The organism is Streptomyces sp. HmicA12 (genome assembly GCF_000373565.1).
Taxonomy (GTDB): domain Bacteria; phylum Actinomycetota; class Actinomycetes; order Streptomycetales; family Streptomycetaceae; genus Streptomyces.
Genome location: NZ_KB891797.1, coordinates 327014 through 348600 on the forward strand (window position 1 = coordinate 327014; position 21587 = coordinate 348600).

At 71.7% G+C, this 21587-nt stretch carries 21 protein-coding genes; 14 read left to right on the plus strand and 7 right to left on the minus strand.

Features of this window, described 5'->3' with window-relative positions; translation table 11 throughout:
* Nucleotides 1–2: 2 nt before the first annotated feature.
* On the minus strand, nt 3–1310 hold the full coding sequence (locus B072_RS0101620; RefSeq protein WP_078506266.1) for a glycosyltransferase family 4 protein: 1308 nt from the start codon (nt 1308–1310) through the stop codon (nt 3–5).
* A gap of 155 nt (nt 1311–1465) precedes the next feature.
* Here B072_RS0101620 and B072_RS0101625 point away from each other — a divergent pair, with 155 nt between their 5' ends.
* The 3 genes from B072_RS0101625 (at nt 1466) to B072_RS0101635 (ending at nt 4454) form a co-directional block, all read left to right on the plus strand.
* Nucleotides 1466–2179 (plus strand): response regulator transcription factor, encoded by a 714-nt coding sequence (locus B072_RS0101625; protein ID WP_078506245.1) that lies wholly within the window; start codon nt 1466–1468, stop codon nt 2177–2179.
* Nucleotides 2180–2181: 2 nt separating this feature from the next.
* Nucleotides 2182–3645 (plus strand): sensor histidine kinase, encoded by a 1464-nt coding sequence (locus B072_RS0101630; protein ID WP_051127058.1) that lies wholly within the window; start codon nt 2182–2184, stop codon nt 3643–3645.
* Nucleotides 3646–3764: 119 nt separating this feature from the next.
* Nucleotides 3765–4454 (plus strand): hypothetical protein, encoded by a 690-nt coding sequence (locus B072_RS0101635; protein ID WP_018528191.1) that lies wholly within the window; start codon nt 3765–3767, stop codon nt 4452–4454.
* Nucleotides 4455–4477: 23 nt separating this feature from the next.
* Here the strand turns inward: B072_RS0101635 and B072_RS0101640 are convergent, their stop codons facing one another.
* Nucleotides 4478–4915 carry a hypothetical protein gene (locus B072_RS0101640; RefSeq protein WP_018528192.1) on the minus strand — a complete coding sequence of 146 codons (438 nt, stop codon included), beginning with the start codon at nt 4913–4915 and terminating at the stop codon, nt 4478–4480.
* A 401-nt stretch (nt 4916–5316) separates the two neighbouring features.
* On the opposite strand from B072_RS0101640, the gene hemL reads away from it, so the two are divergent.
* The 9 genes from hemL (at nt 5317) to B072_RS0101685 (ending at nt 14849) form a co-directional block, all read left to right on the plus strand.
* Complete coding sequence (hemL, locus tag B072_RS0101645) at nt 5317–6642, plus strand: glutamate-1-semialdehyde 2,1-aminomutase (RefSeq protein ID WP_018528193.1); 1326 nt, start codon at nt 5317–5319, stop codon at nt 6640–6642.
* Complete coding sequence (locus tag B072_RS0101650; RefSeq protein WP_018528194.1) at nt 6639–7331, plus strand: histidine phosphatase family protein; 693 nt, start codon at nt 6639–6641, stop codon at nt 7329–7331. The genes hemL and B072_RS0101650 overlap by 4 nt, the downstream gene beginning before the upstream one ends.
* A 223-nt stretch (nt 7332–7554) precedes the next feature.
* Nucleotides 7555–8823 (plus strand): hypothetical protein, encoded by a 1269-nt coding sequence (locus B072_RS0101655; RefSeq protein WP_026245354.1) that lies wholly within the window; start codon nt 7555–7557, stop codon nt 8821–8823.
* 66 nt (nt 8824–8889) lie between these two features.
* Nucleotides 8890–9510: a TlpA family protein disulfide reductase gene (locus tag B072_RS0101660; protein ID WP_018528196.1), complete on the plus strand. Its 621-nt coding sequence runs from the start codon at nt 8890–8892 to the stop codon at nt 9508–9510.
* Between the two features lie 6 nt (nt 9511–9516).
* Complete coding sequence (locus B072_RS0101665) at nt 9517–10290, plus strand: cytochrome c biogenesis CcdA family protein (protein ID WP_018528197.1); 774 nt, start codon at nt 9517–9519, stop codon at nt 10288–10290.
* Nucleotides 10291–10292: 2 nt separating this feature from the next.
* Entirely contained in the window at nt 10293–12047 is a 1755-nt protein-coding gene (gene resB / locus B072_RS0101670) for a cytochrome c biogenesis protein ResB (RefSeq protein ID WP_018528198.1), read from the plus strand.
* Complete coding sequence (ccsB, locus tag B072_RS0101675) at nt 12044–13129, plus strand: c-type cytochrome biogenesis protein CcsB (protein ID WP_018528199.1); 1086 nt, start codon at nt 12044–12046, stop codon at nt 13127–13129. The genes resB and ccsB overlap by 4 nt, the downstream gene beginning before the upstream one ends.
* An 80-nt stretch (nt 13130–13209) precedes the next feature.
* The gene (locus B072_RS0101680; RefSeq protein ID WP_018528200.1) at nt 13210–13851 is read left to right on the plus strand and encodes an RNA polymerase sigma factor; all 642 of its coding nucleotides are present in this window, start codon (nt 13210–13212) and stop codon (nt 13849–13851) included.
* On the plus strand, nt 13848–14849 hold the full coding sequence (locus B072_RS0101685) for a CU044_5270 family protein (RefSeq protein ID WP_018528201.1): 1002 nt from the start codon (nt 13848–13850) through the stop codon (nt 14847–14849). Before B072_RS0101680 ends, B072_RS0101685 begins: the two co-directional genes overlap by 4 nt.
* 2 nt (nt 14850–14851) lie before the next feature.
* Here B072_RS0101685 and B072_RS0101690 read toward each other — a convergent pair whose 3' ends face one another.
* On the minus strand, nt 14852–15844 hold the full coding sequence (locus B072_RS0101690; protein WP_018528202.1) for an isopenicillin N synthase family dioxygenase: 993 nt from the start codon (nt 15842–15844) through the stop codon (nt 14852–14854).
* Nucleotides 15845–15943: 99 nt separating this feature from the next.
* Here B072_RS0101690 and B072_RS0101695 point away from each other — a divergent pair, with 99 nt between their 5' ends.
* Nucleotides 15944–17257 (plus strand): PucR family transcriptional regulator, encoded by a 1314-nt coding sequence (locus B072_RS0101695; RefSeq protein WP_026245355.1) that lies wholly within the window; start codon nt 15944–15946, stop codon nt 17255–17257.
* On the opposite strand, the gene B072_RS0101700 is transcribed toward B072_RS0101695, so the two are convergent.
* Nucleotides 17206–17796 carry a TetR/AcrR family transcriptional regulator gene (locus B072_RS0101700; RefSeq protein ID WP_018528204.1) on the minus strand — a complete coding sequence of 197 codons (591 nt, stop codon included), beginning with the start codon at nt 17794–17796 and terminating at the stop codon, nt 17206–17208. The two genes, B072_RS0101695 and B072_RS0101700, sit on opposite strands and share 52 nt — an antisense overlap.
* A 113-nt stretch (nt 17797–17909) precedes the next feature.
* On the opposite strand from B072_RS0101700, the gene B072_RS42170 reads away from it, so the two are divergent.
* On the plus strand, nt 17910–18485 hold the full coding sequence (locus tag B072_RS42170) for an LppU/SCO3897 family protein (protein WP_158689128.1): 576 nt from the start codon (nt 17910–17912) through the stop codon (nt 18483–18485).
* 118 nt (nt 18486–18603) lie between these two features.
* Here B072_RS42170 and B072_RS0101710 read toward each other — a convergent pair whose 3' ends face one another.
* The 3 genes from B072_RS0101710 to B072_RS0101720 all read right to left on the minus strand — a co-directional run bounded on the left by B072_RS0101710 (nt 18604) and on the right by B072_RS0101720 (nt 21585).
* A complete protein-coding gene (locus B072_RS0101710) occupies nt 18604–19572 on the minus strand; it encodes a quinone oxidoreductase family protein (protein ID WP_018528206.1) in 969 nt (322 codons plus the stop codon).
* A 56-nt stretch (nt 19573–19628) separates the two neighbouring features.
* Nucleotides 19629–21047, minus strand: coding sequence for a purine-cytosine permease family protein (locus tag B072_RS0101715; protein WP_018528207.1), 1419 nt, complete (start codon nt 21045–21047; stop codon nt 19629–19631).
* 88 nt (nt 21048–21135) lie between these two features.
* The gene (locus B072_RS0101720; RefSeq protein ID WP_018528208.1) at nt 21136–21585 is read right to left on the minus strand and encodes a nucleoside deaminase; all 450 of its coding nucleotides are present in this window, start codon (nt 21583–21585) and stop codon (nt 21136–21138) included.
* Nucleotides 21586–21587: the final 2 nt, after the last annotated feature.

The window sequence follows — 21587 nt, forward strand, 5'->3', positions numbered from 1 at the left end:
CCCTAGGGTGTGCGGGGTTGTGTGGAGCCCTGGGTAAGGCGTCCTCGTCGGTCATCGTGTTTCCCCCCACGCCCGCCGGTCCGCGTGGCGCGCACCGAACGGGCCTTCCTGTGCGCCCAGTTGGCGGCCCGGGCGCGGAGCCGTTGCCATGCACGACGTCGTCGCGACGCTCGCAGTTGGGTGAAAAGCAAGCCATATCGGGCGACGATCGGTTCCGGGTCGTAGCGGTGCGCCGAGGCGAGCGCCGCCGCGCCCATCCCCTTGCGGGCCGTGTCGTCCTCGATCAGCGTGACCATGGCCTCGGCGAGCGCCCGCGCGTCACCGACCGGCACCAGCAGTCCGTCGAGCCCGTGGGTGACGATCTCGCCGGGCCCGAGCGGCGCGTCCGTGCTGACCACCGGGACCCCGCAGCGCATCGCCTCCACCAGCGTCATCCCGAACGACTCCGCGTCCGACGCGCTGACCACGAGGGACGCCCGGGCGAACTCCGGCTCGATCGGCGACACCGCGCCCATCAGCCGGGCCCGGCCGGTCAGCCCGAGCCCGGACACCAGGTCGCGCAGCCGGTCCTCCTGCGTGCCGCCGCCGTAGATCCGCAGCTCCCAGTCGGGCTCCTTCGCGGCCACCGCGGCGAACGCCTCCAGGAGCAGGTCGTACCGCTTGCCCGGCGCGAGCCGCCCGGCCGCCGCGACGACCTTCGACGTACCGTCCGACGGCGGGACCGCGGCGGGCGGCACGATGTTCGGCACGGACAGCACCTCGACGCCCGGCAGCGGCATCCTCGCCCGGTACACGCCCGCGTCCTCCCGCGTCATCGTCACCACGGCGTCGAGGGCGCGGTAGTGCCGGGCGAGCACCTTGCGCAGCTTCTTCGTGTGCGCGTCGTGGCGCAGGTGCTCCTGCGCGATCCGCAGGGCCCGCTTCGGTCCCCACTTCGCGAGGTAGACGTTGATACCGGGGCGCGTACCGATGACGACGTCGGCGTCGCACCGCTCCTCCAGGTACGCGCGCATCCGCTCGTCGTGCAGGAGCGAGTACTGCTTGTGGCGCTTCTCGGCGTCCGGGAAGTCCCGGGCCGGCTCGGCGAACGCGGGCTGCCGGCTGTCGGCGCTGTCCGCCCGGGTGTCCACCAGCGGGACGAGCCCGATCCGCGGGTCGACCGGGAAACGCGGAGTCTCCCGGTGCCGGGACAGCGAGACGATCTCCACCTCGTGACCGCCGTGCTCGACGAGCGCGGCGGCGAGGTTGAGTGTGGTGCGCACCGTGCCGCCGATGGCGTACACGTTGTGCACCAGGAACACGATCTTCATGCGTACGGCCTTCCCCGGCATGTCCCCAATGTCCGGGCTGAGCCTGCTCGGATCAGGTAAGCCGCTCCTGCGGTGCCGGTGAGAGGCGGGTAAGAAGCCCTTTGGCGGACGCCTGATCAGGGGATGCGCGCAGGGCCGCGAGGCACACTGGCGGGGTGACGCACCACCCCGGACCTTCCGCCCCCACCGTGCTGCTCGCCGAGGACGACCGGCCGATCCGCAGCGCCCTGGAGCGCGCCCTGACCCTGGAGGGGTACGCCGTCACGGCCGTCGCCGACGGTGTCGAGGCGATCGCCGCCGCGCACCGGTCGCGCCCCGACGTCCTCGTCCTCGACGTGATGATGCCGGGCATCGACGGCCTCCAGGTCTGCCGGGTGCTGCGCGCCGAGGGCGACCGCACGCCGATCCTGATGCTGACCGCGCTCGTGGAGACCCCGGACCGGATCGCGGGCCTCGACGCGGGCGCCGACGACTACGTGGTCAAACCCTTCGACGTGGAAGAGGTCTTCGCCCGCCTGCGGGCCCTGCTGCGCCGCACGACGCCCCGGCCGGCGGAGGACCGCGACGACTCGCAGGTGACCGCCGCCGACCTGCGCATCGATCCGGCCGCCCGGCGCGCCTGGCGCGGAACCCGCGAACTGGAGCTGACCAGAACGGAGTTCGACCTCCTGGAACTCCTGGCCCGCAACAGCGGCATCGTCCTCGACCACGCCACGATCTACGACCGCATCTGGGGCTACGACTTCGGGCCGGGCTCGAAGAACCTCGCGGTCTACGTCGGATACCTGAGGCGCAAGGTGGACGAGCCGGAGGGGGAGCCGCTCATCCACACCGTCAGGGGAGTGGGCTACGTCTTGAGGGAAGGGTGAGCATGCCCGGCGGCGCGCCCGGCCACGACGGACCGGCGCGCGCCCGGCGACGGCGCACCCCCCAGAGCCTGCGCACCAAACTGGCCGTCTCCTTCGCCGCGGTCGCCGCGGGCGTCACCGCCCTGGTCGGCTTCCTCTCCTACGACTCGGCGGCCCGCCTCGTCCGCGTGGACCAGCAGGCCGTCTTCGACGAGGTGGTCCACGGCCTGCGCCAGCAGGTCCGCCAGCAGAAGCTCACCCCGGCCGACTTCACCGCCGCCGACCCGGACCACGACGGGCCCCGCGACGACCTGACCCGCCCGGCCGGCACCGACGTCCAGGTGCTCGGCCCGGGCGGCGCCGTCGTCGACGCCGGCACGCCGAGGCTCCCGGTCGGCGCCGCGGCCCGCCAGGTGGCGGACGCGCGGGCCGCCGGGACGCTCGCCGAGGACGACGACGCACGGATCGACGACGACGAGTACCGCCTGGCGACGGTCTCGCTCGGCGGCGGCCGCGGTGCCGTCCAGGTCGCCCAGGAGTTCAGCGACACCGAGGACCTGCTCGCGGAGCTGCAGCGGCGCACGATTCTGTACGCCGGCGCGGTCGTCGCCGCCGCGGGCCTGTTCGGCTGGTGGCTCGCCCGCCGCATCACGTCCCGCCTGGTGCGGCTCGCGCAGACCGCGGAGGGCGTGGCGTCGACCGGGCGCCTCGACGTCCCGGTCCCGGTCACCGGCGGCGACGAGGTCGGCAGCCTGGGCCGCTCCTTCGACCGGATGCTGGGCCGCCTGGCCCGTTCGGTGGAGGACCAGCGCCGCCTCGTCCAGGACGCGGGCCACGAACTCCGTACGCCGCTCACCTCGCTGCGCACGAACATCTCGCTCCTGCGCCGCATCGACGAACTCCCGCCCGCCGCCCGCGAGGAACTCGTCGCCGATCTCGCCCAGGAGTCCCGCGAACTCACCGACCTGGTCAACGAGCTGGTGGAACTCGCGGCGGGCAAGGAGGACGACGAGCCGGCCGTCGCGGTGGCCCTCGCGCAGACCGCCGAGGACGTCGCGGCGCTGGCCCGGCGCCGCAGCGGCCGCACGGTCGTCGTCCGCGCCGAGGGCGCCGACACGACGATCACGGGCCGCCCGGCCCAGCTGCAGCGCGCCCTGTCCAACCTCGTGGAGAACGCCGCCAAGTTCGACACCGACGGCACGGCCCCCATCGAGATCGCCGTCACCCGGGTCCCGGACGGCGTCCGCGTCGAGGTCCTCGACCGCGGCCCCGGCATCGCCGACACCGACACGGACCGCGTCTTCGACCGCTTCTACCGCGCCCCGGCCGCCCGCAGCCTCCCCGGCTCGGGCCTCGGCCTGTCCATCGTGCGCGAGGTCGCGTCAGCCCACGGCGGGGCCCCGTTCGCCGCGCGACGCGAGGGCGGGGGAGCGGTGATCGGCTTCGTGGTGAAGGGAGTTGGGGCCTCCACGCGGCACGGGACGTGACGGCCGACGCAGGAGAGGGGCCGTCCCGGTGGTACCCCGCTACGCTGCCCGCCATGGGTGGGGATGATCAGCGGCCGGAGCCGCAGCCGAGGCTGTACAGCAATCGTTGGGCCGACGCCGTGGGCCCGGGAGGCGATGAGCCACCCGTCGACCGGTGTCGCTGCTTCGCCCGGCCGCAGGGGCCCGTCGAACAGCACGCCGACCGGCAGGACACCTCGGCGCCGGGCTGGCTGCACCTGCTCGAGGTGATCGAGGAGGCGGCGGCCGACGGCCGGGAGGTGTTCAAGCCGCTGGTCGAACTCAGCCCCGGCGAGCGCCGCCAGATCGTCACGCTCCCCTCCACCATCGCGCGGCTCACCGAAGTCAGGCACCTGGTCCTGTACGGCAGCAACCTGGTGCGCGTCCCGCCCGAGATCGGCGCGATGACGAACCTGGAGGAGTTCAGCCCGTACACGTCCTACCGGCTGCACTGGTTCCCGTACGAGATCACGCGCTGCACGAAGCTGCGCGAGAGCACGGTCAGCACCCGCGCCCTGTACGGCAACTTCAAGTACCGTCCGCCCTTTCCCCGCCTGTCGTCGAAGCCACGGCCGGTGCCCGCGGGGCGCCGCTGCAGCGTCTGCGACACGGAACCGGCGGACGGCACGGCCCGCTGGGCCTGGCTGTCGCGGGCGGTGGGGACCGACGTCCTGCCGCTGCTCGTGCGGGCCTGCTCACAGGAGTGCCTGGACGCCCTGCCCGCGGGGGCCGAGGGGTATGAGCCGACGCCGCATCTGGGCGGGGCGGTCGGGTCCGTCGGCCGGGAGTAGGCCAGGAGCGGGTCAGGGGTGGCTCAGGGCCAGACGAGGCAGTACGCCTGATGTCCGGCGTCGTGCAGGCGGTGGCTGAAGTCCTGCCATTCGTGCAGGAGTTGGTACACGTTGAACGCGTCGCGCGGGCCGCCCCGGTCCGGGACCGTGGACCAGATGAAGGCCGCCGCGCCGACGGCCTCCTCGCCGACGCCGCGCAACGGGTCGACGACCGTCATGGGGAGCTTGACCACCGCGTAGTCGGGGTGCAGGACCACCAGTTCCAGCGGGGGGACCCGGTGCAGGGGTATGCCCTCGATGCCGGTGAGCACCATCGCGGCCATCGTCTCCGGCTTGATCTTGGTGAACATGCCGCCCATGCCGAGCTCGTCACCGCCGAGCTCCTCGGGACGCATGGAGATCGGGACACGGGCCGCCGTGGCGCCGTCGGGCGCGCCGAAGTATTTGTACGTCACCCCCACCCGGCCACCATTCCCGCTCCCGCTTCCCACCGTCGGCACCATCGGCTCCTCGCGGTCGTCGCGCCGGTGCTTCCCCCGTCGGGCACGCCGGGGGCCCAGGTCGTCGGTCCCCTCGCCCAGTCCGCCGCCACCGCGATGCATATCTCCACCCGACTGCTGTTCCAGGGCGCCAAAGCCCTTTTCTAGGCCGCGCGACCGCCGACGCGCAACCCGATCATCGTGTCAGTGACCTCCCCCACGGTCACCCGCCGAAACGTCCGGGCGGAACAACTGCGCGAGTGAGGCTCCCACCACCCGTACAGATGCCGTACGGGGTTCTGACAGTGATAGTCAGGGGAGAGTCTAGGCCGCCACGGGTCCGCGCGGAGGGGGCCGAGAGGACGGGCCGTACGCTGAGAGGCATGGCAGAGGCGAACAACACCCCCTATCCCTATGAGGCACCCGTTTCACAGGGACTCTTCGACCGTGCGGCCGTCGTGACGCCCGGTGGCGTGAACTCTCCGGTGCGCGCCTTCCGCGCCGTGGGCGGTACGCCCCGTTTCATGGTGTCCGGTACCGGTCCTTATCTGACGGACGCCGACGGACGTGAGTACGTCGATCTCGTGTGCTCGTGGGGGCCGATGATCCTCGGCCATTCCCACCCCGAGGTCATCGCGGCGGTGCAGGAGGCCGTCGCGCGCGGCACGTCGTTCGGCACACCGGGCGAGGGCGAGGTCGCGCTCGCCGAGGAGATCGTCGACCGGATCGCGCCCGTCGAGCAGGTCCGGCTCGTGTCCTCCGGCACCGAGGCGACCATGTCCGCGATCCGGCTCGCCCGCGGCTTCACCGGCCGCGCCAAGGTGATCAAGTTCGCCGGGTGCTACCACGGGCACGTCGACGCGCTGCTGGCCGCCGCCGGGTCGGGCGTCGCCACCTTCGGCCTGCCGGACACCCCGGGCGTCACCGGCGCCCAGGCCGGCGACACGATCGTCCTGCCGTACAACGACATCGAGGCCGTGCGGGCCGCGTTCGCCGCGCACCCGGGCGAGATCGCCTGCGTCATCACCGAGGCCTCGCCCGGCAACATGGGCGTCGTGCCGCCGCGCGACGGCTTCAACGCCTCCCTCAAGGCCGCGTGCCAGGAGAACGGCGCGCTGTACATCTCCGACGAGGTCATGACCGGCTTCCGCACGTCGAAGGCCGGCTGGTTCGGCGTCGACGGTGTCGTCCCGGACCTCATGACCTTCGGCAAGGTCATGGGCGGTGGCTTCCCCGCCGCCGCCTTCGGTGGCCGCGCCGACGTCATGGCGCACCTCGCCCCGGCCGGGCCGGTCTATCAGGCGGGCACGCTGTCCGGTAACCCGATCGCGACCGCCGCCGGCCTCGCCCAGCTGCGCCTGCTCGACGACGCCGCGTACGCGAAGGTCGACGCGGTCAGCGAGCAGCTCCGTACGCTCGTCGGCGAGGCGCTCACCAAGGAAGGCGTCGCGCACCGCGTGCAGAACGCCTCCAACATGTTCTCCGTGTTCTTCACGGACGACGAGGTGCGGAACTACGACGACGCCAAGGCGCAGGAGTCCTTCCGCTTCACGCCGTTCTTCCACTCGATGCTGGCGCAGGGCGTCTACCTGCCGCCGTCGTCCTTCGAGTCCTGGTTCGTCTCCACCGCCCACGACGAGCGGGCGGTCGAGCGCATCGCCGCCGCGCTCCCGGCCGCCGCCCGCGCGGCCGCGGAGGCCACCGCATGAGCACCCAGGACCGCAGCAACGACATCACCGTCGTCCACCTCATGCGCCACGGCGAGGTGCACAACCCGGAGGGGGTCCTGTACGGGCGGCTGCCCGACTACCACCTCTCCGAGCTGGGCCGGCAGATGGCCGACCGGGTCGCCGAGCACCTCTCGGCCCGCGACGTCACGCACGTCGTCGCCTCCCCGCTGGAGCGGGCCCAGGAGACGGCGACGCCGATCGCCAAGGCCCACGGCCTCGACCTGAACAGCGACGGCCGCCTCATCGAGGCGGGCAACGTCTTCCAGGGCAAGACCTTCGGCGTCGGCGACGGCGCGCTGAAGAACCCGGACAACTGGAAGCACCTCGTCAACCCGTTCAAGCCGTCCTGGGGCGAGCCCTACATCGACCAGGTCGTCCGGATGATGGGCGCGCTCGACGCGGCCAAGGACGCGGCGCGCGGGCACGAGGCCGTCTGCGTCAGCCACCAGCTGCCCATCTGGATCGTGCGGTCGTACGTGGAGAAGCGCAGGCTCTGGCACGACCCGCGCAAGCGGCAGTGCACCCTGGCCTCCGTGACGTCCTTCACGTACCGGGGCGACAAGATCGTCTCGGTGGGCTACAGCGAGCCGGCCATCGACCTCGTCCCCGCCCACCTGCGGGCCGGCGCCAAGCCGGTGAAGGGGAAGGACAAGGCGTTCGGCGCCTGAGCCGAGCTGTTCCCGACACGCCCCATCCGAAAGGCCGCCGTCGACCGGCGGCCTTTCGGCGTCCGCGCCTGCGTCCGCCCCTGCGCCCGTCCCTGTGTCCGTCCTGTGCGGTGCAACAAAACCGCCCAAAAGCGTCCTACTTTCGCGGAACCCGCGTGTTCCTCGCGCCCTCTAAAGGGGTGCCCACGGTGAATGGGTGCACGGCGCGACGAATGGGGACGGTATGCGCGATGTCAGTCGAAGGGGACTTCTCGGAGTCGGCGCGGGCGCGGCCGCCGCGGTGGCGCTCGCCGGATGCGGATCGAGAGACACTCCGGCCGCCCCTCCGGCCGGGCCGGGAAAGCCGGGTCACCCCGGTGCCCCCAAGCAGCCGGCCGCGAAGCCCATCGGCGACGGCTCGACCGCGTACACCGGAAAGCAGCCCAAGCAGCCGGGCGCGCCCGAGAAGCTCGAACCGGGGCAGCAGCCGCCGCAGTTCGTGATCTTCTCCTGGGACGGCGCGGGCGAGGTGGGCAACGGACTGTTCCCCCGCTTCCTCAAGCTCGCCGAGGACCACGGCGCGCACATGACCTTCTTCCTCTCGGGCCTCTATCTCCTGCCCGAGTCGAAGAAGCGCCTGTACAGCCCGCCGAACAACGCGGTGGGCGCCTCCGACATCGGCTATCTCACCGACGCCCACATCAAGGAGACGCTGACGTACGTCCGTCAGGCCTGGCTCGACGGGCACGAGATCGGCACGCACTTCAACGGCCACTTCTGCGTCGGCACCGGCTCCGTCGCCAACTGGACGCCCGCGCAGTGGCGCAGCGAGATCGACCAGGCCACGTCCTTCGTGAAGGAGTGGCGCACGAACACGGGCTGGACCGACCTGCCCGCGCTGCCCTTCGACTACGACAAGGAGCTGACCGGCGGCCGCACCCCCTGCCTGCTCGGCCAGGCGAACCTGCTGCCCACCGCCCGCGAGCTCGGCTGGCGCTACGACGCGTCCTCGCCCGGCGGCCGCCAGCGCTGGCCCGACAAGCGGATGGGGGTCTGGGACCTGCCGCTGCAGGCCGTCCCGTTCCCCGGCCACACCTTCGAGGTGCTGTCGATGGACTACAACATGCTGGCGAACCAGTCCCACAACTCCACGCGCGCGCCCGCCTACAACTACCCGGGCTGGCGCAAGCAGTCGGCCGAGGCGTACATCGCCGGGTTCAGGCGCGCGTACGAGACGAACCGGGCGCCGTTCTTCATCGGCAACCACTTCGAGGAGTGGAACGGCGGCATCTACATGGACGCCGTGGAGGAGGCCCTCAAGCACATCGCGGCCACCGCCGAGAAGCACAACGACGTACGGCTCGTCTCCTTCCGGCAGTTCGTCGACTGGCTGGACGCGCAGGACCCCGAGGTGCTGGACAAACTCCGCACACTGGACGTCGGGCAGCGGCCGGCGCAGGGCTGGCGGACGTTTCTCGCCAAGCCGGAAAAGGGCCGTACAAACCGCTCCTGAAGTGGGATTGTTCGACCATGAGGGGGGTGCGAAAGATCCCTTGAACGGACATGCGAAACTTTTCACATGAGTGCCGCCTGCCGCGCCCCCCGCATCGCCGCGACCACGCGCCGCGCCGCCAAGCTGACCGTAGGAGCCGCCGTGGCGGCCCTGGTCCTGACGGCGTGCGGCAGCGGCGGCACCTCCGGGGGCGGCAACAACACCAACTTCGTGACGAGCACCGGCGGGATCTCCACCGTCAAGAAGGGCGAGCGTCACGACGCCCCGGTCCTCACCGGCAAGGACCTCACCGGCAAGCCGCTGAGCACCGACGACTACAAGGGCAAGGTCCTCGTCGTCAACATCTGGGGATCCTGGTGCTCGCCCTGCCGCGCCGAGGCGAAGTACTTCTCCACGGTCTCCGACCAGGTCAAGGACAAGGACGTCCAGTTCGTCGGGATCAACACCCGGGACCCGCGGTCCGACTCGGCCATCGCCTTCGAGAAGGACTACGGCATCACCTACCCGAGCTTCTACGACCCGTCGGGCAAGCTCCTGCTGAAGTTCGAGAAGGGCACCCTCAACCCGCAGGGCATCCCCAACACCCTGGTCATCGACCGCGAGGGCAAGCTCGCCGCACGCTCGCTGAAGGCGCTGAACTCCAAGAGCCTGCACGAGCTCATCGACCCCGTGATCGCGGAAAAGTGATCGACGGTGACCCCCACGCTCGTCGCACTCGCCGCTGACGGAATCGGCGGCACCGTGGAGAACGGTGCCCTGGTGTTCGCCCTGCCGATCGCCGTCCTCGGCGGACTCGTCTCCTTCTTCTCGCCGTGCGTCCTGCCGCTCGTGCCCGGCTATCTCTCCTACGTCACCGGGATCAGCGGCACCGACCTGATGGAGGCGCGGCGCGGGCGGATGGCCGCCGGCGCCGCCCTGTTCGTCCTCGGGTTCACCGTGGTCTTCGTCTCCGGCGGCGCGCTCTTCGGGTTCTTCGGACAGACACTGCAGGAGTACCGGGACGTCCTCACCAAGGTGCTGGGCGTCCTCATGCTCGTCATGGGCGTCTTCTTCATGGGGCTCATGCCCTGGCTGACCCAGCGCGAGTTCCGCTTCCACAAGCGGCCGGTGACCGGGCTGGTCGGGGCGCCGATACTGGGCGCGCTGTTCGGTATCGGCTGGACCCCGTGCATCGGCCCGACCCTCGGCGCGGTGAGCGGCCTGGCCATGAACCAGGGCAGCGCGGGCCGCGGCGCCCTGCTGATGGTCGCGTACTGCGTCGGACTCGGCGTCCCCTTCGTGCTCGCCGCGGTCGCCTTCCGCAAGGCGCTCGGCGCCTTCGGCTGGGTCAAGAAGCACTACGCCTGGGTGATGCGCATCGGCGGCATCATGATGATCCTGACCGGCGTCCTCCTGCTGACCGGTGCGTGGGACAGCCTCGTACAGCAGATGCAGATCTGGTCCAACGGCTTCCAAGTGGGAATCTGACTATGAGCAAGACGAACGTCCCCGAAGAGGCCGCCCAAGAGGCCGGCCAACAGGCCGCCCAGGAGGCCACCGAGCGGGAAGCCACGGCGCAGCTCAGCACGGCCCCGCAGGAGGACCGCACCCCGGGCTCCGCGACGTTCGGCGTCATCGGCTGGGCCCGCTGGTTCTGGCGGCAGCTGACCTCGATGCGGGTCGCGCTGATCCTGCTGTTCCTGCTCTCGCTCGGCGCGATCCCCGGCTCGCTGATCCCGCAGTCCGGCACGGACCAGATGAAGGTCGACGCGTTCAAGAAGGCCCACGAGCACCTCGGGCCGCTCTACGACAAGCTCGGCCTCTTCCACGTCTACAGCTCGGTGTGGTTCTCCGCGATCTACATCCTGCTGTTCGTCTCGCTGATCGGCTGCATCATCCCGCGCACCTGGCAGTTCGTCGGCCAGCTGCGCGGCCGCCCGCCGGGTGCCCCGGGGCGCCTCGACCGGATGCCCGCGTACGCGACCTGGCGCACCGAGGCCGGCGCGGACGAGGTGCGGGCCGCGGCGCTGACGATGATGAAGAAGCGGCGCTACCGCTCGCACGTCGTCGGTTCGGCCGTCGCCGCCGAGAAGGGCTACCTGCGCGAGGCCGGCAACCTGATCTTCCACATCGCGCTGATCGTGATGCTGGTCGGCTTCGCCACCGGCCAGCTGTTCAAGTCCGACGGCACCAAGCTGGTCCTGGAGGGCGACGGCTTCGCCAACACCCTCTCCCAGTACGACGACTTCTCCTCCGGCAACCTCTTCGACAAGGACACCGGCCTCGCCCCCTTCAGCTTCACGCTCAAGGACTTCACCGGGACGTACGAGCGCAGCGGCCCCAACAAGGGCACCGCGCGCACCTACAAGGCCGACGTCACCTACAGCGAGGGCTCGGACGGCGCGGAGAAGAAGGCGACCATCAAGGTCAACGAGCCGCTGAAGATCGACGGCACCAAGATCTTCCTCTCCGGCCACGGCTACGCGCCCGTGGTCACCGTCCGCGACGGCAAGGGCAAGATCGTCTCCGACCACACGCCGGTGCCGCTGCTGCCGATCGACTCCAACCAGACGTCGACCGGTGCCATCAAGATCATGGACGGCTACCGCGACAAGGACGGAAGGAAGGACCAGCTCGGCTTCAACGCCTTCTTCGTGCCGACCTTCGCCGGGTCCGGCAAGGGCAACATGTTCTCCCAGTTCCCGGCGCTCGACTTCCCGGTCCTGGCCCTGTCCGCGTACCACGGCAGCCTGGGGGTCGACTCCGGCCTCCCGCAGAACGTGTACCAGCTGGACACGACCAACATGAAGAAGTTCGAGGACTCCAAGGGCGAGCTGCTCAAGAAGCGGCTGCTGCCCGGCGAGACCATGAAGCTGCCGAACGGGGCTGGCTCGATCACCTTCGAGAAGGACGTCCAGGAGTGGGCCACCTTCGAGATCGCCAAGCAGCCCGGCACCGGCTGGGCGCTCACCGGCGCCATCGCGGCCATCGCGGGTCTGGTCGGCTCGCTGTTCATCCAGCGCCGCCGCGTCTGGGTGCGGACCACCGCCGGCGCCGACGGCGTGACCGTCGTCGAGATGGCGGGCCTGGGCCGCAGCGAGTCCGCGAAGCTCCCCGAGGAGCTGGGCCGCCTGGTCGAGCAACTGCACGCACAGGCGCCGTCCGCGCCCGACCCCGATGAGCCCGACACCGAAACCCCCGAACCACCCACTGCTGTTCCTGCCGCCGAAGGGGCTGAGAAGTGAATCTCGCCGCCGCGACCAACGAGAACCTGGCGCAAACCAGTAACGTCCTCATCTACTCGTCGATGGCCGTCTATCTGCTGGCCTTCTTCGCGAACATGGCCGAGTGGATCTTCGGCAGCCGCAGCAAGACCGGCCGAGCGGCCGCCGCGCTGACGCAGAAGGCGGAGAAGCCGGCCACGGCCCCCGCCGTCCAGGTCCAGCAGAAGGGCGGCACCGCCGTCCTGGACCGGCCGCAGGTCGTCACCCGGGCCGCCTCCGGCTCCCGTGGTGATGTCCCGGACGGCCCCGGTGCCTCCGGCGGTGACGAGCAGGGCGACCTCTACGGCCGTATCGCCATCTCGCTCACCGTGCTCGGCTTCCTCGTCGAGTTCGCCGGTGTCCTCACCCGCGCGCTCTCCGTGCAGCGTGCCCCGTGGGGCAACATGTACGAGTTCAACATCACCTTCTCCACCGTCGCCGTCGGTGTGTACCTCGGCCTGCTCGCGCTGAAGAAGAACGTCCGCTGGCTCGGCCTCCCCCTGGTCACCACGGTCCTCCTCGACCTCGGTCTCGCCGTCACCGTCCTGTACACCGCCAGCGACCAGTTGGTTCCCGCGCTGCACTCGTACTGGCTGTACATCCACGTCTCCACGGCGATCTTCTGCGGCGCCGTCTTCTACGTGGGCGCGGTCGGCACCCTGCTCTACCTCTTCAAGGACTCCTACGAGAACAAGCTGTCCCAGGGCGGGAAGCCGGGCCGCTTCGCCACCTCGGTGCTGGAGCGCCTGCCCGCCTCCGCGTCCCTGGACAAGTTCTCGTACCGCATCAACGCCGCGGTCTTCCCGCTGTGGACGTTCACGATCATCGCGGGCGCGATCTGGGCCGGCGACGCGTGGGGCCGCTACTGGGAGTGGGACCCGAAGGAGACCTGGTCCTTCATCACCTGGGTCGCCTACGCCTGTTACCTGCACGCCCGCGCCACCGCGGGATGGAAGGGCCGCAAGGCCGCCTACCTGGCCCTGATCGCCTTCGGCTGCTGGCTGTTCAACTACTACGGCGTGAACATCTTCGTGTCCGGCAAGCACTCGTACGCCGGGGTCTGACACCACCCCACCCGCGCAAGGCCGGCTCCTGTGACGCACGTCACGGGAACCGGCCTTCGTCGTACGGACAGTTGGAGGGTGTGGAGACCAATCAGGGGGACCGGCCGACGGACCGGCAGGTGGACCGCAGAGCGCTGCGGGCGAGCGTCCGCGGTGGTGACCCGTCCGCGTTCGCCGAGCTCTTCGACGCGTACGCGCGTTCCGTCCACCACCACGCCTTCCGGCTGACCGGCGACCGGTCGGTGGCCGAGGACGTCGTCTCGCTGACGTTCCTGGAGGCGTGGCGGCTGCGCGCGCGGACCGACCCGGACGGCGGTTCGCTGCGGCCCTGGCTGCTCGGCATCGCCACGAACATCACCCGCAACACCCGGCGGGCCCACCGCCGCCACGCCGCCGCGCTGGCCCGTGTCCCGCCGCCCGAGCCCGTGCCCGACATCGCCGACGACGTGGCGGGCCGCCTCGACGACTCCGCGTACCTCGACGCCGTACGGACGGCGGTCGAGAAGCTGCGCCGTCCCGAGCGCGAGGTGCTCGCCCTGTGCGCCTGGGGCGGGCTCGACTACGCGGCCGCCGCCGAGGCCCTCGGCATCCCCGTCGGCACCGTCCGCTCCCGGCTGTCGCGGGCGCGGGCCCGGCTGGCGGCGGAACTCGCCGCGCGGCCCGGACAGATGAAGGGTGGCCGGCCGTCCGTGGCCGGGCCCACGCAGGAGGGACGCCCGTGACCGACATTCCGCCGCCCCACGACCACGACCTGCCGCCCGGCCGTCACCGGGCGCTGCGGGAGCATCTGCTGCGCGAGATCGACTCCGCGCGCGAGACGCCCGTACGGACGTCATGGCGCCGCCCCGTCCTCCTCGCGCCCGTCGCGGCCGCGGCGCTGGCCGTCGCCGTCGTGGTGGGGGTGGCCGTGACCCGGGACGCGTCGTCGGGGCCGGCGGAGCCGCGGCCGGGGGTCTTCAGCACGCACACGAGCGCGGTGAACCCGACCATGGTGCTCGACCGGGCGGCGCTGGCCGCCGAAGGCCGCAAGGACGTCCCCACGAAGGACAGCCAGTTCCTCTACCTGGAGCAGGAGGGCTACCACTGGAAGACGGACCCGGGGAAGAAGCTGCCGGAAGGCTGCTTCACCACGGGGGAGGCGCGCAGGCCCGACGGGGTCCAGGAGCTGTGGCAGTCGGTCGACGGGCGGCACGTGGGCCTGCGCCGGGAGCACCGCGCCGACGGGACCCTCGTGGACCACCCGATCGCCGTCCAGTCGCCCGGCCAGGACCTGCCGACGTCGTACCGGCAGGCCGAGCGCGAGCTGCCCACCGACGTGAACGCGATGTACCGCTGGCTGGTGAAGGGCGATGACCACGTGGCCGCGTTCGGGAAGGCGCGCCTCCTGCTCGACAGCCTGGTGCTGCCGCCCAGGACGTCCGCCACGCTGTTCCGGGCGCTCGCCAGGATCCCGGGGCTCGTGGTCGTCGAGGACGCCAGGGACCTGCTGGGGCGCACCGGTGTGGCCGTCGCCCTGGACACGACCGACGAGCAGGGCACCCTGACGGGGGAGCGCAGCGAGCTGATCTTCCGTACGGACAACTCCCTCTACCTGGGCAGCAGCACGGTCGAACTCGCCGCGCCCAAGGACCGGTGCGACGTCCTGGACCCCGGCGACCTGATCATGGGAACGGTCGTGCTGGGTCAGGCGGTCGTCGCCCGGACCGGACAGAACCGCTGACGTCAGCCGACCGTGATCGCGTCCAGCTTCCCCCGCAGATACACGTGCGAGTCCACCGGCTCGTACGCGACCCTGCCCTTCGGCGCGGGCACCGGCTCCACCACGGTCCGCGGGTCGCACTCGTAGAAGTAGACCAGCGACATGAGCTCCTCGGCGGGCGTATCGGCCGGGGGCGGCAGGACCCGGTGGCGGCCCGAGCGCCAGCGGTCGCCGGTCCAACGGGCCATCAGGTCACCGATGTTGATGGTGAACGCCTCCGGGTCGAACGGCGCGTCCTCCCAGCCGCCCTCGTCCGTGAAGACCTGGAGGCCGCCCTTGCCTGCCTGCCGGTCGAGGACCGTGACCGTGCCGAAGTCGGTGTGCGGGCCGATGCGGAACTGGCCGGGTTCGGGGGTGCCGACGACCTCCGTGCCCGGATACCAGTTGATGTTGAAGCCCCAGGTGGGGCGGCCGGTGTGCCGGGTGAAGAAGTCGGCGGGCTCGTCGAGCGCGACCGCGAGCAGCTCCAGGAGCCGGTCGGAGAGCGCCTGCATCTGGGAGAGGTACGTCTCCACCAGGTCGCGGAGTTCGGGCGCCTCGTCCGGGAAGACGTTCTCGCCCGACCACTCGGCGGCGACCGCCGGGTCGGTGAAGCCCGCTGACGTGGAGGTGGCGAAGGACAGGGACTCCTTCAGGTCGGGCGGGGTCTCGGTGCCCTCCGAGTAGCCGTTGGCCTCGGCGCCGGGGCCGAGCCAGCCGCGGCCGCCGACCTTCACCGCGTACGGCTCCTTCACGGCGGCGGGCAGCTGGAAGAAGGCGCGGGCCGCGTCCCGGATCCGGGTCCGCAGGGCCGGGTCGACGCCGTGTCCCGTGACCAGGAGGAAGCCCGCCGTCTGCAGGGCCTCGTCCACGGTGTCGGCGACGGCGGCGCGGGCCGCCGGGTCGCCGGACAGCCACGGCCGCAGGTCGACGGTGGGGATGCGGGGGGTGCGGGGCGCGCCCGGAGCAGTGGTCATGCGTCCACTCTCGGCCCACGGAAACACCGGGGCAACGTGCGCGCCGTACTCTCCGGGCAGTCCGCACCCCGACGGAATGTCCGCCCCCGGGAGGCCCGTGTGCCCGCACTCACGCTCCGCGAGATCCTGGCCCTCGATGTCGTCGCCGACGCCTCACCCGAACTGCTTGCGGGGGAGGGTGCGTTGGACCGCCCGGTGCGCTGGGTGCTTCCCCAAGCTCTCCACTTCGTTCGAGCAGGGGAGACCCCATTCAGGGAGGTGTACGAGGGAGCGGGCTTCCTGGACGGCGGGGAGCTGCTGCTCACCAACGGGTTCGCCTTCCTCGGCGCCGACGCGGGGGCGCTCCGGCTGTACGTGCGGGAGCTCGCCGCCCGCGGGGTCGCCGGTCTCGCCGTGGAGGTGGGCCGTTCGCTGGAGCGCATGCCCGTCGAAGTCGTCTCCACGGCACGGGAGTTGGGGTTCCCGCTGGTCGCCCTGCGGCGCGTCGTGCCGTTCGTGCGCATCGCCGAGGCCGCCAACCGGGCCATCGTCACGCACGGCCTCGCCGCCCGCTCGGTCCCGGCCGCGCGCGCCGTCGACCACGGCGCCGCGCTGCTCGCCGACCTCGCCGACGGGCAGCCCCTCAACCAGCCCGAGGTGGCGGCCCGTTCGGGGCTCGCCGGGTTCCGGCCGGGGCCGGGCTCCCGGCTGGTCGGCGTCTCCGTGCACGGGCCGCGGGCCGTCGCGCTCGCCGCCGTCGACCGGGTCGCGGGCCGGTGCGCGCTGCGGGCCGCCTTCCCCGGCGACGTGCTCGCCCTGCTGGTGCCGCCGCCGGGGCGGGACGCCGTCCGTGCCGTACGGGACGCGTTCCTGGCGGTCACCGAGCCGTCCTCGCCCCGCCTCACCGTCGCGGTCGGCCACGCCGTCGGCGCGGACGACGGCTGGCTGCGCTGGAGCGACACCCTGCGCGCCGCCCGTACGACGCTGGAGCTGGCCCTCACCGTGCCCGCGGCCGAACCGGCCTACGGGGACGGCCCGTTGATCACCTCCGCGCGGGCCCTCGCCCTGGAGCGGGAGCTGACCCGCGGCGGCGTCGAGGCCAACCGGGAGCGCCTCGCCCGGATCGTCGACCACGTCCTCGGGCCGCTCCTGGACTGGGAGGCGCTGCACGGCAGCGATCTCGTCCGCACCCTGGAGATCCACCTGCGGCACGGCTGCAGCCCCACCCGCACGGCCGCGCTGCTGCACATCGGACGGCAGTCCCTGTACCAGCGGCTCGACCGCATCGAGTCACTGCTGGGCGTGGAGGTCGGCGACCCGGAGCTGCTCGGGGAGCTGCTGGGCGCCGCGTGCGCGGCCCGGGTCGTCGGGGCCGGGGCGGCTCACGGCTCCAGCGAGCGCCAGATCCTGTCGGGCAGGACCCGGGCCGCCTGATCGAGGTCGATGTCGCCGACGGACAGCCAGCGGCGTGCCGCGCCGATCACCGGTCCGAGGACCATGGACTCGATCAACGGCACCGGAAGCGGCGCCAGTTCACCCGACGCGACCTGCCGGTCCAGCCACTGGGCCACCGGCGAAATACGTGCCTCCTGCGAGTCGCGCAGCTGCCGGGCCTGCGTCATCGTCAGCCGGTCCGCGTACGAGGAGTGCAACAGGCGGGCGGCGTCCGGGTTCTCCCGCACGAATGTGAAGTAGGCCTGCACGACGGCGCGGATGCCGGTGCGCGCGGTCCGCGACCTGGTCATCGCGGCGGTCACCTCGTCGAGCATGCGGCCGAGCCAGCGCAGCAGCAGCGCGCCCATCAGTCCGTCGACGCTGCCGTAGTGGTGGTACAGGCTGCCCAGGCTGACACCGCTCGACTTCGTCAGGGCGCTGACGGTCACGCCCTGTTCGCCCGCTTCGGCGTACACGTCGAGGGCAGCGTCGAGGAGGCGCTCGGCGGTCTCCGCGCCGCGCTGCTGCTTGGGACTCATGATGACTGTCAGCGTAAAGCACCATGTCGTGGCCTTGTCTCCGGATGTGTTTCTAAAGTGAATTTCTAGAAATCCACTCCAACTCGGCGGCGGGCTGCGCCACACTGATCTCCGTGCCAGAGAACCTCGTGTCTCCCGTGCCGCGGCGCGGCCGCCTGACGGCGTTCGCCACCGTGGCGTTGGTCGTGCCCTTGCTGGCCCTGGTCAGCGGGTGCGACGGCGACAGCGACGACGGTGCGGCGCCGTCGTCCTCCTCGTCCTCACCCTTCTCGATCTCCTCGTACTCGCCGTCGTACGAGCCCACGGCGGACACCGATCCGTACGCCACCGACGACCCCTACGACACCGGCGACCCGTACGCCACGGACGACCCGTACGCCACCGACGACCCGTACGCGACCGCGGAACCCACCGCGGACCCCAGCCCGTACACCTCCGGCACCTGCCTCAACGGCACGCTGCCGGACTCCTCCACCGCGCAGGAGGTCGACGACATCGACGAGGTGGACTGCTCCGCCTTTGACGCGCACTACAAGGTCGTGCAGACGATCCCCTTCACGTCCGACATGAGCCGCTGCCAGTCCAACGCGCAGACGCAGTACGCCTTTTCGTCGCGCTACACCATGAACGGCTCCGTCATCAACGAGTACGTGTACTGCCTCGTCGGCCTGGGGTCGTACGCACGGTGAACAGGAATGACGGGAACGAGCCTTTCGAGCTGACGGGCGGCGGCAGATGCCGGCGTCCGTCGTCGCAGGGGCCGTCGAGCGGCACGGGGGACCGCTCGACGGCCCTGGCCTCCCGCCGCTAGGCGGCGACCCGCAGCAGCAGCTTGCCCGTGCTCGTGCGCGAGGCCAGCGCGCGGTGCGCGTCGGCCGCGTCCGCGAGCGCGTACTCGCCCGTGACCGGCAGCTCGATGCCGGGTACGGCGAAGGCCCGCTCCGCGAGCGCGCGCAGCTCCTGGGGCGCGGTCCGCGCCAGGTTCAGGATGGAGAAGCCGCCCACCGACAGGCCGGTGGGGTACAGCTCGGGCTGGCCCACCTGCCACGCCGGCGCCGACGAGGCGTTGCCGAAGGAGACGGCCCGCCCGAACACGGCCAGCGCCCCCAGCGCCTCGCGCAGGACGTCGCCGCCCACCGGGTCGAGCGCCAGATCGACCCCGCGCCCACCGGTCAACTCCCGCACAGCGGCGCCGAATCCGTCGGCGAGCAGCACGTCGTCGTACCCGTACTTGCGCGCGTACGCGGCCTTCGCCTCGCTCGACACGACGCCGATGACCCGGCCCGCTCCCGCGGCCCGCGCCAACTGCCCGGCGACCGTGCCGACACCGCCCGCCGCGCCCTGCACGAGCACCGACTCACCCTCCCGGATCCGCCCCACCGAGTGCAGCAGCGCGTACGCGGTCGGGAGCACCGTCGGCAGTGTCGCGGCGGTGCGCGGCGACGTGCCGGCGGTGAGCGGGAAGACGGTGACGGCGTCGGCCACGGCGACCTCCGCGTAGGCCCCGCCCTCGGTGAGAGCGGCGACCTCCTGGCCGACGGTGAAGCCGTCAACTCCCTTGCCCAGGGCGCGAATCCGGCCGGACACCTCAAGTCCGGGGATGTACGGGAGCGACGGCACCCGGTACCCCTCCAGGCGGGCCTTGTGGTCGGCGAAGTTCACGCCGACGTACGCCACGTCGATCGACACCTGCCCGGGGCCCGGCTCGGGGAGCGCCACCTCCACCGACTCCAGTACCTCGGGCCCGCCGTACTCCGCGAATCGCACCGCACGCATGGCACACACCTTCTGTCGCCCCCAAGTGTTCGTCGAACGGCGAACACTGTCACGGCTCAGACTGTACGACGCGCGACGAACACTCGGCAAGCGGTCGCGTACACCAGCGCGCTCACCGCGAACCCGACGACGCACGTGACGTCGCCGAGCGAGGGCCACTGCTCGGCCGCCCAACCCACGTACTTCTCCTGGTTGGAGAAGAGCGGCACGGAGACGGCGACACCCGTCAACAGGGCCGCGACACCGGGCCAGTTGGTGAAGCCCGGGTCGGTGATCCGTCCGGCGAGCGCCTCGTGGGCAACCGTCCGCATCCGCCACCGCTCCACGAGCACGACCCCCAGCCACGGCCCCACCCAGTACGCGATCACCAGCAGGAACGCCTCGTACGCCGCGCCCGCGTCCGCGAGCGACGCCCACGCCGCCGCCGTCCCGGCGAGCCCCGAGATCACCACCAGCGTCGACCGGCCGAGCCAGGAGGGCAGCCGAAGGCCCAGCGAGGTGACCGACATGGCGGACGAGTACACGTTCAGGGCGTTCGCCGAGACCGCGCCCAGGATGATGGCCAGCAGCGTCAAGTCGCCCAGCCAGGACGGCAGATGACCGGTGAAGGCGTCCGTCGGCGTGGCTCCCTCGGGCGCCGCGATCGTCGCCGACGCCACCCCGATCATGGAGACCACGAAGACGGAGACGAACAGCCCGAGCCCCGAGTGGAGTGCCGTCTTCCAGCGGGGCGTCGCGGCGGGCAGATAGCGCGAGTAGTCCGACGCCCCCGGGTTCCAGCCCGCCGCGTACCCCCACGCCGAACTGAACGCGAGCAGGAACCCGCCCACACCGCCGCCCGAACCGCCGCCGGAGAGATCGGCCTTGCCGAAGGTCCAGAACCCGGCCAGCAGGAAGACGACGGCCAGCACCGGAAGCGCGTACCGCTCGAAGGCGTGCACGAAGTTGTGGCCGATGAAGCCGATGGCGATCTCGGCCGCGACGACCAGGAGGAGGGACGGCAGCGGACGGAGCCCGGTCAGCGAGTTCAGCGCGAACGCGGCGCTGACGCTGTTCACGGCGAACCAGCCCACCCCCGCCACGATCGCGTTGACCCCGCTGGGCAGCAGATTGCCGCGCCGCCCGAACGCGAACCGGCCGATCGCCATCTGCGGCACCCCGAACCGGGGTCCGTCCATGCTCAGGACGCCGTGCGTGACCGAGCCGACCGCGGTGCCCAGCAGCAGCGCCGCCGCGGCCTGCCAGAAGCTCAGCCCGAAGAACAGCACCGAGATCACGCCGATGTAGACGGTCGCGAACTCGATGTTCGGGGAGGCCCACGTCCACAGCAACTGCCGTGGCCCGCCGTGCCGTTCGGCGTCGGGGATCGGTTCGGACCCGGCCGTCTCGACGGCGATGACCTTGTCGCCGTACGTCGGTGGAGCCGGGGGAGCGGCGTCGGTGCTGGTGGGGGCGGTGCCCGGGGCGGTCGTCATGCCCCCTGAGTGTCCGGCCGCGGACGCGCCCCGCACAGGGGCGCACTGTCCGCTTCCGGGGGCGTGACGACGTACAGCCTGTAGGGGGCTACTCGCCGATGTCCTCGTTCCACAGCTCGGGCCGGGCCGCGATGAAGTCCTCCATCATGCCGACGCACTCGGGGTCGTCGAGCAGCACGACCTCCACGCCGTGCTCGGCCAGCCAGTCGTGCCCGCCGTGGAAGGTGCGCGCCTCACCGATGATCACCCGGGAGATGCCGAACTGCCGCACCAGGCCCGAGCAGTACCAGCACGGCGACAGCGTGGTCACCATGGTCGTGCCCTTGTACGAGCGCTGCCGGCCGGCGTTGCGGAACGCGTCGGTCTCCCCGTGCACGGACGGGTCGCCGTCCTGCACCCGGCGGTTGTGACCGCGGCCGAGGACGACTCCGTCGGCGGAGTACAGCGCGCCGCCGATCGGAATGCCACCCTCGGCGAGCCCGGCCTTCGCCTCCTCGACGGCGGTGGCGAGCCAGGTGCGGGCGAGATCGAGATCCATGA

Excerpts from the sequence above, each read along its gene's own strand:
- B072_RS0101620 (WP_078506266.1), bottom strand. The coding sequence starts at position 1,310 with ATGAAGATCGTGTTCCTGGTGCACAACGTGTACGCCATCGGCGGCACG.
- B072_RS0101630 (WP_051127058.1), top strand. The coding sequence starts at position 2,182 with ATGCCCGGCGGCGCGCCCGGCCACGACGGACCGGCGCGCGCCCGGCGA.
- hemL (WP_018528193.1), top strand. The coding sequence starts at position 5,317 with ATGGCAGAGGCGAACAACACCCCCTATCCCTATGAGGCACCCGTTTCA.
- B072_RS0101650 (WP_018528194.1), top strand. The coding sequence starts at position 6,639 with ATGAGCACCCAGGACCGCAGCAACGACATCACCGTCGTCCACCTCATG.
- B072_RS0101655 (WP_026245354.1), top strand. The coding sequence starts at position 7,555 with ATGCGCGATGTCAGTCGAAGGGGACTTCTCGGAGTCGGCGCGGGCGCG.
- B072_RS0101660 (WP_018528196.1), top strand. The coding sequence starts at position 8,890 with ATGAGTGCCGCCTGCCGCGCCCCCCGCATCGCCGCGACCACGCGCCGC.
- resB (WP_018528198.1), top strand. The coding sequence starts at position 10,293 with ATGAGCAAGACGAACGTCCCCGAAGAGGCCGCCCAAGAGGCCGGCCAA.
- B072_RS0101690 (WP_018528202.1), bottom strand. The coding sequence starts at position 15,844 with ATGACCACTGCTCCGGGCGCGCCCCGCACCCCCCGCATCCCCACCGTC.
- B072_RS0101700 (WP_018528204.1), bottom strand. The coding sequence starts at position 17,796 with ATGAGTCCCAAGCAGCAGCGCGGCGCGGAGACCGCCGAGCGCCTCCTC.
- B072_RS0101710 (WP_018528206.1), bottom strand. The coding sequence starts at position 19,572 with ATGCGTGCGGTGCGATTCGCGGAGTACGGCGGGCCCGAGGTACTGGAG.
- B072_RS0101715 (WP_018528207.1), bottom strand. The coding sequence starts at position 21,047 with ATGACGACCGCCCCGGGCACCGCCCCCACCAGCACCGACGCCGCTCCC.
- B072_RS0101720 (WP_018528208.1), bottom strand. The coding sequence starts at position 21,585 with ATGGATCTCGATCTCGCCCGCACCTGGCTCGCCACCGCCGTCGAGGAG.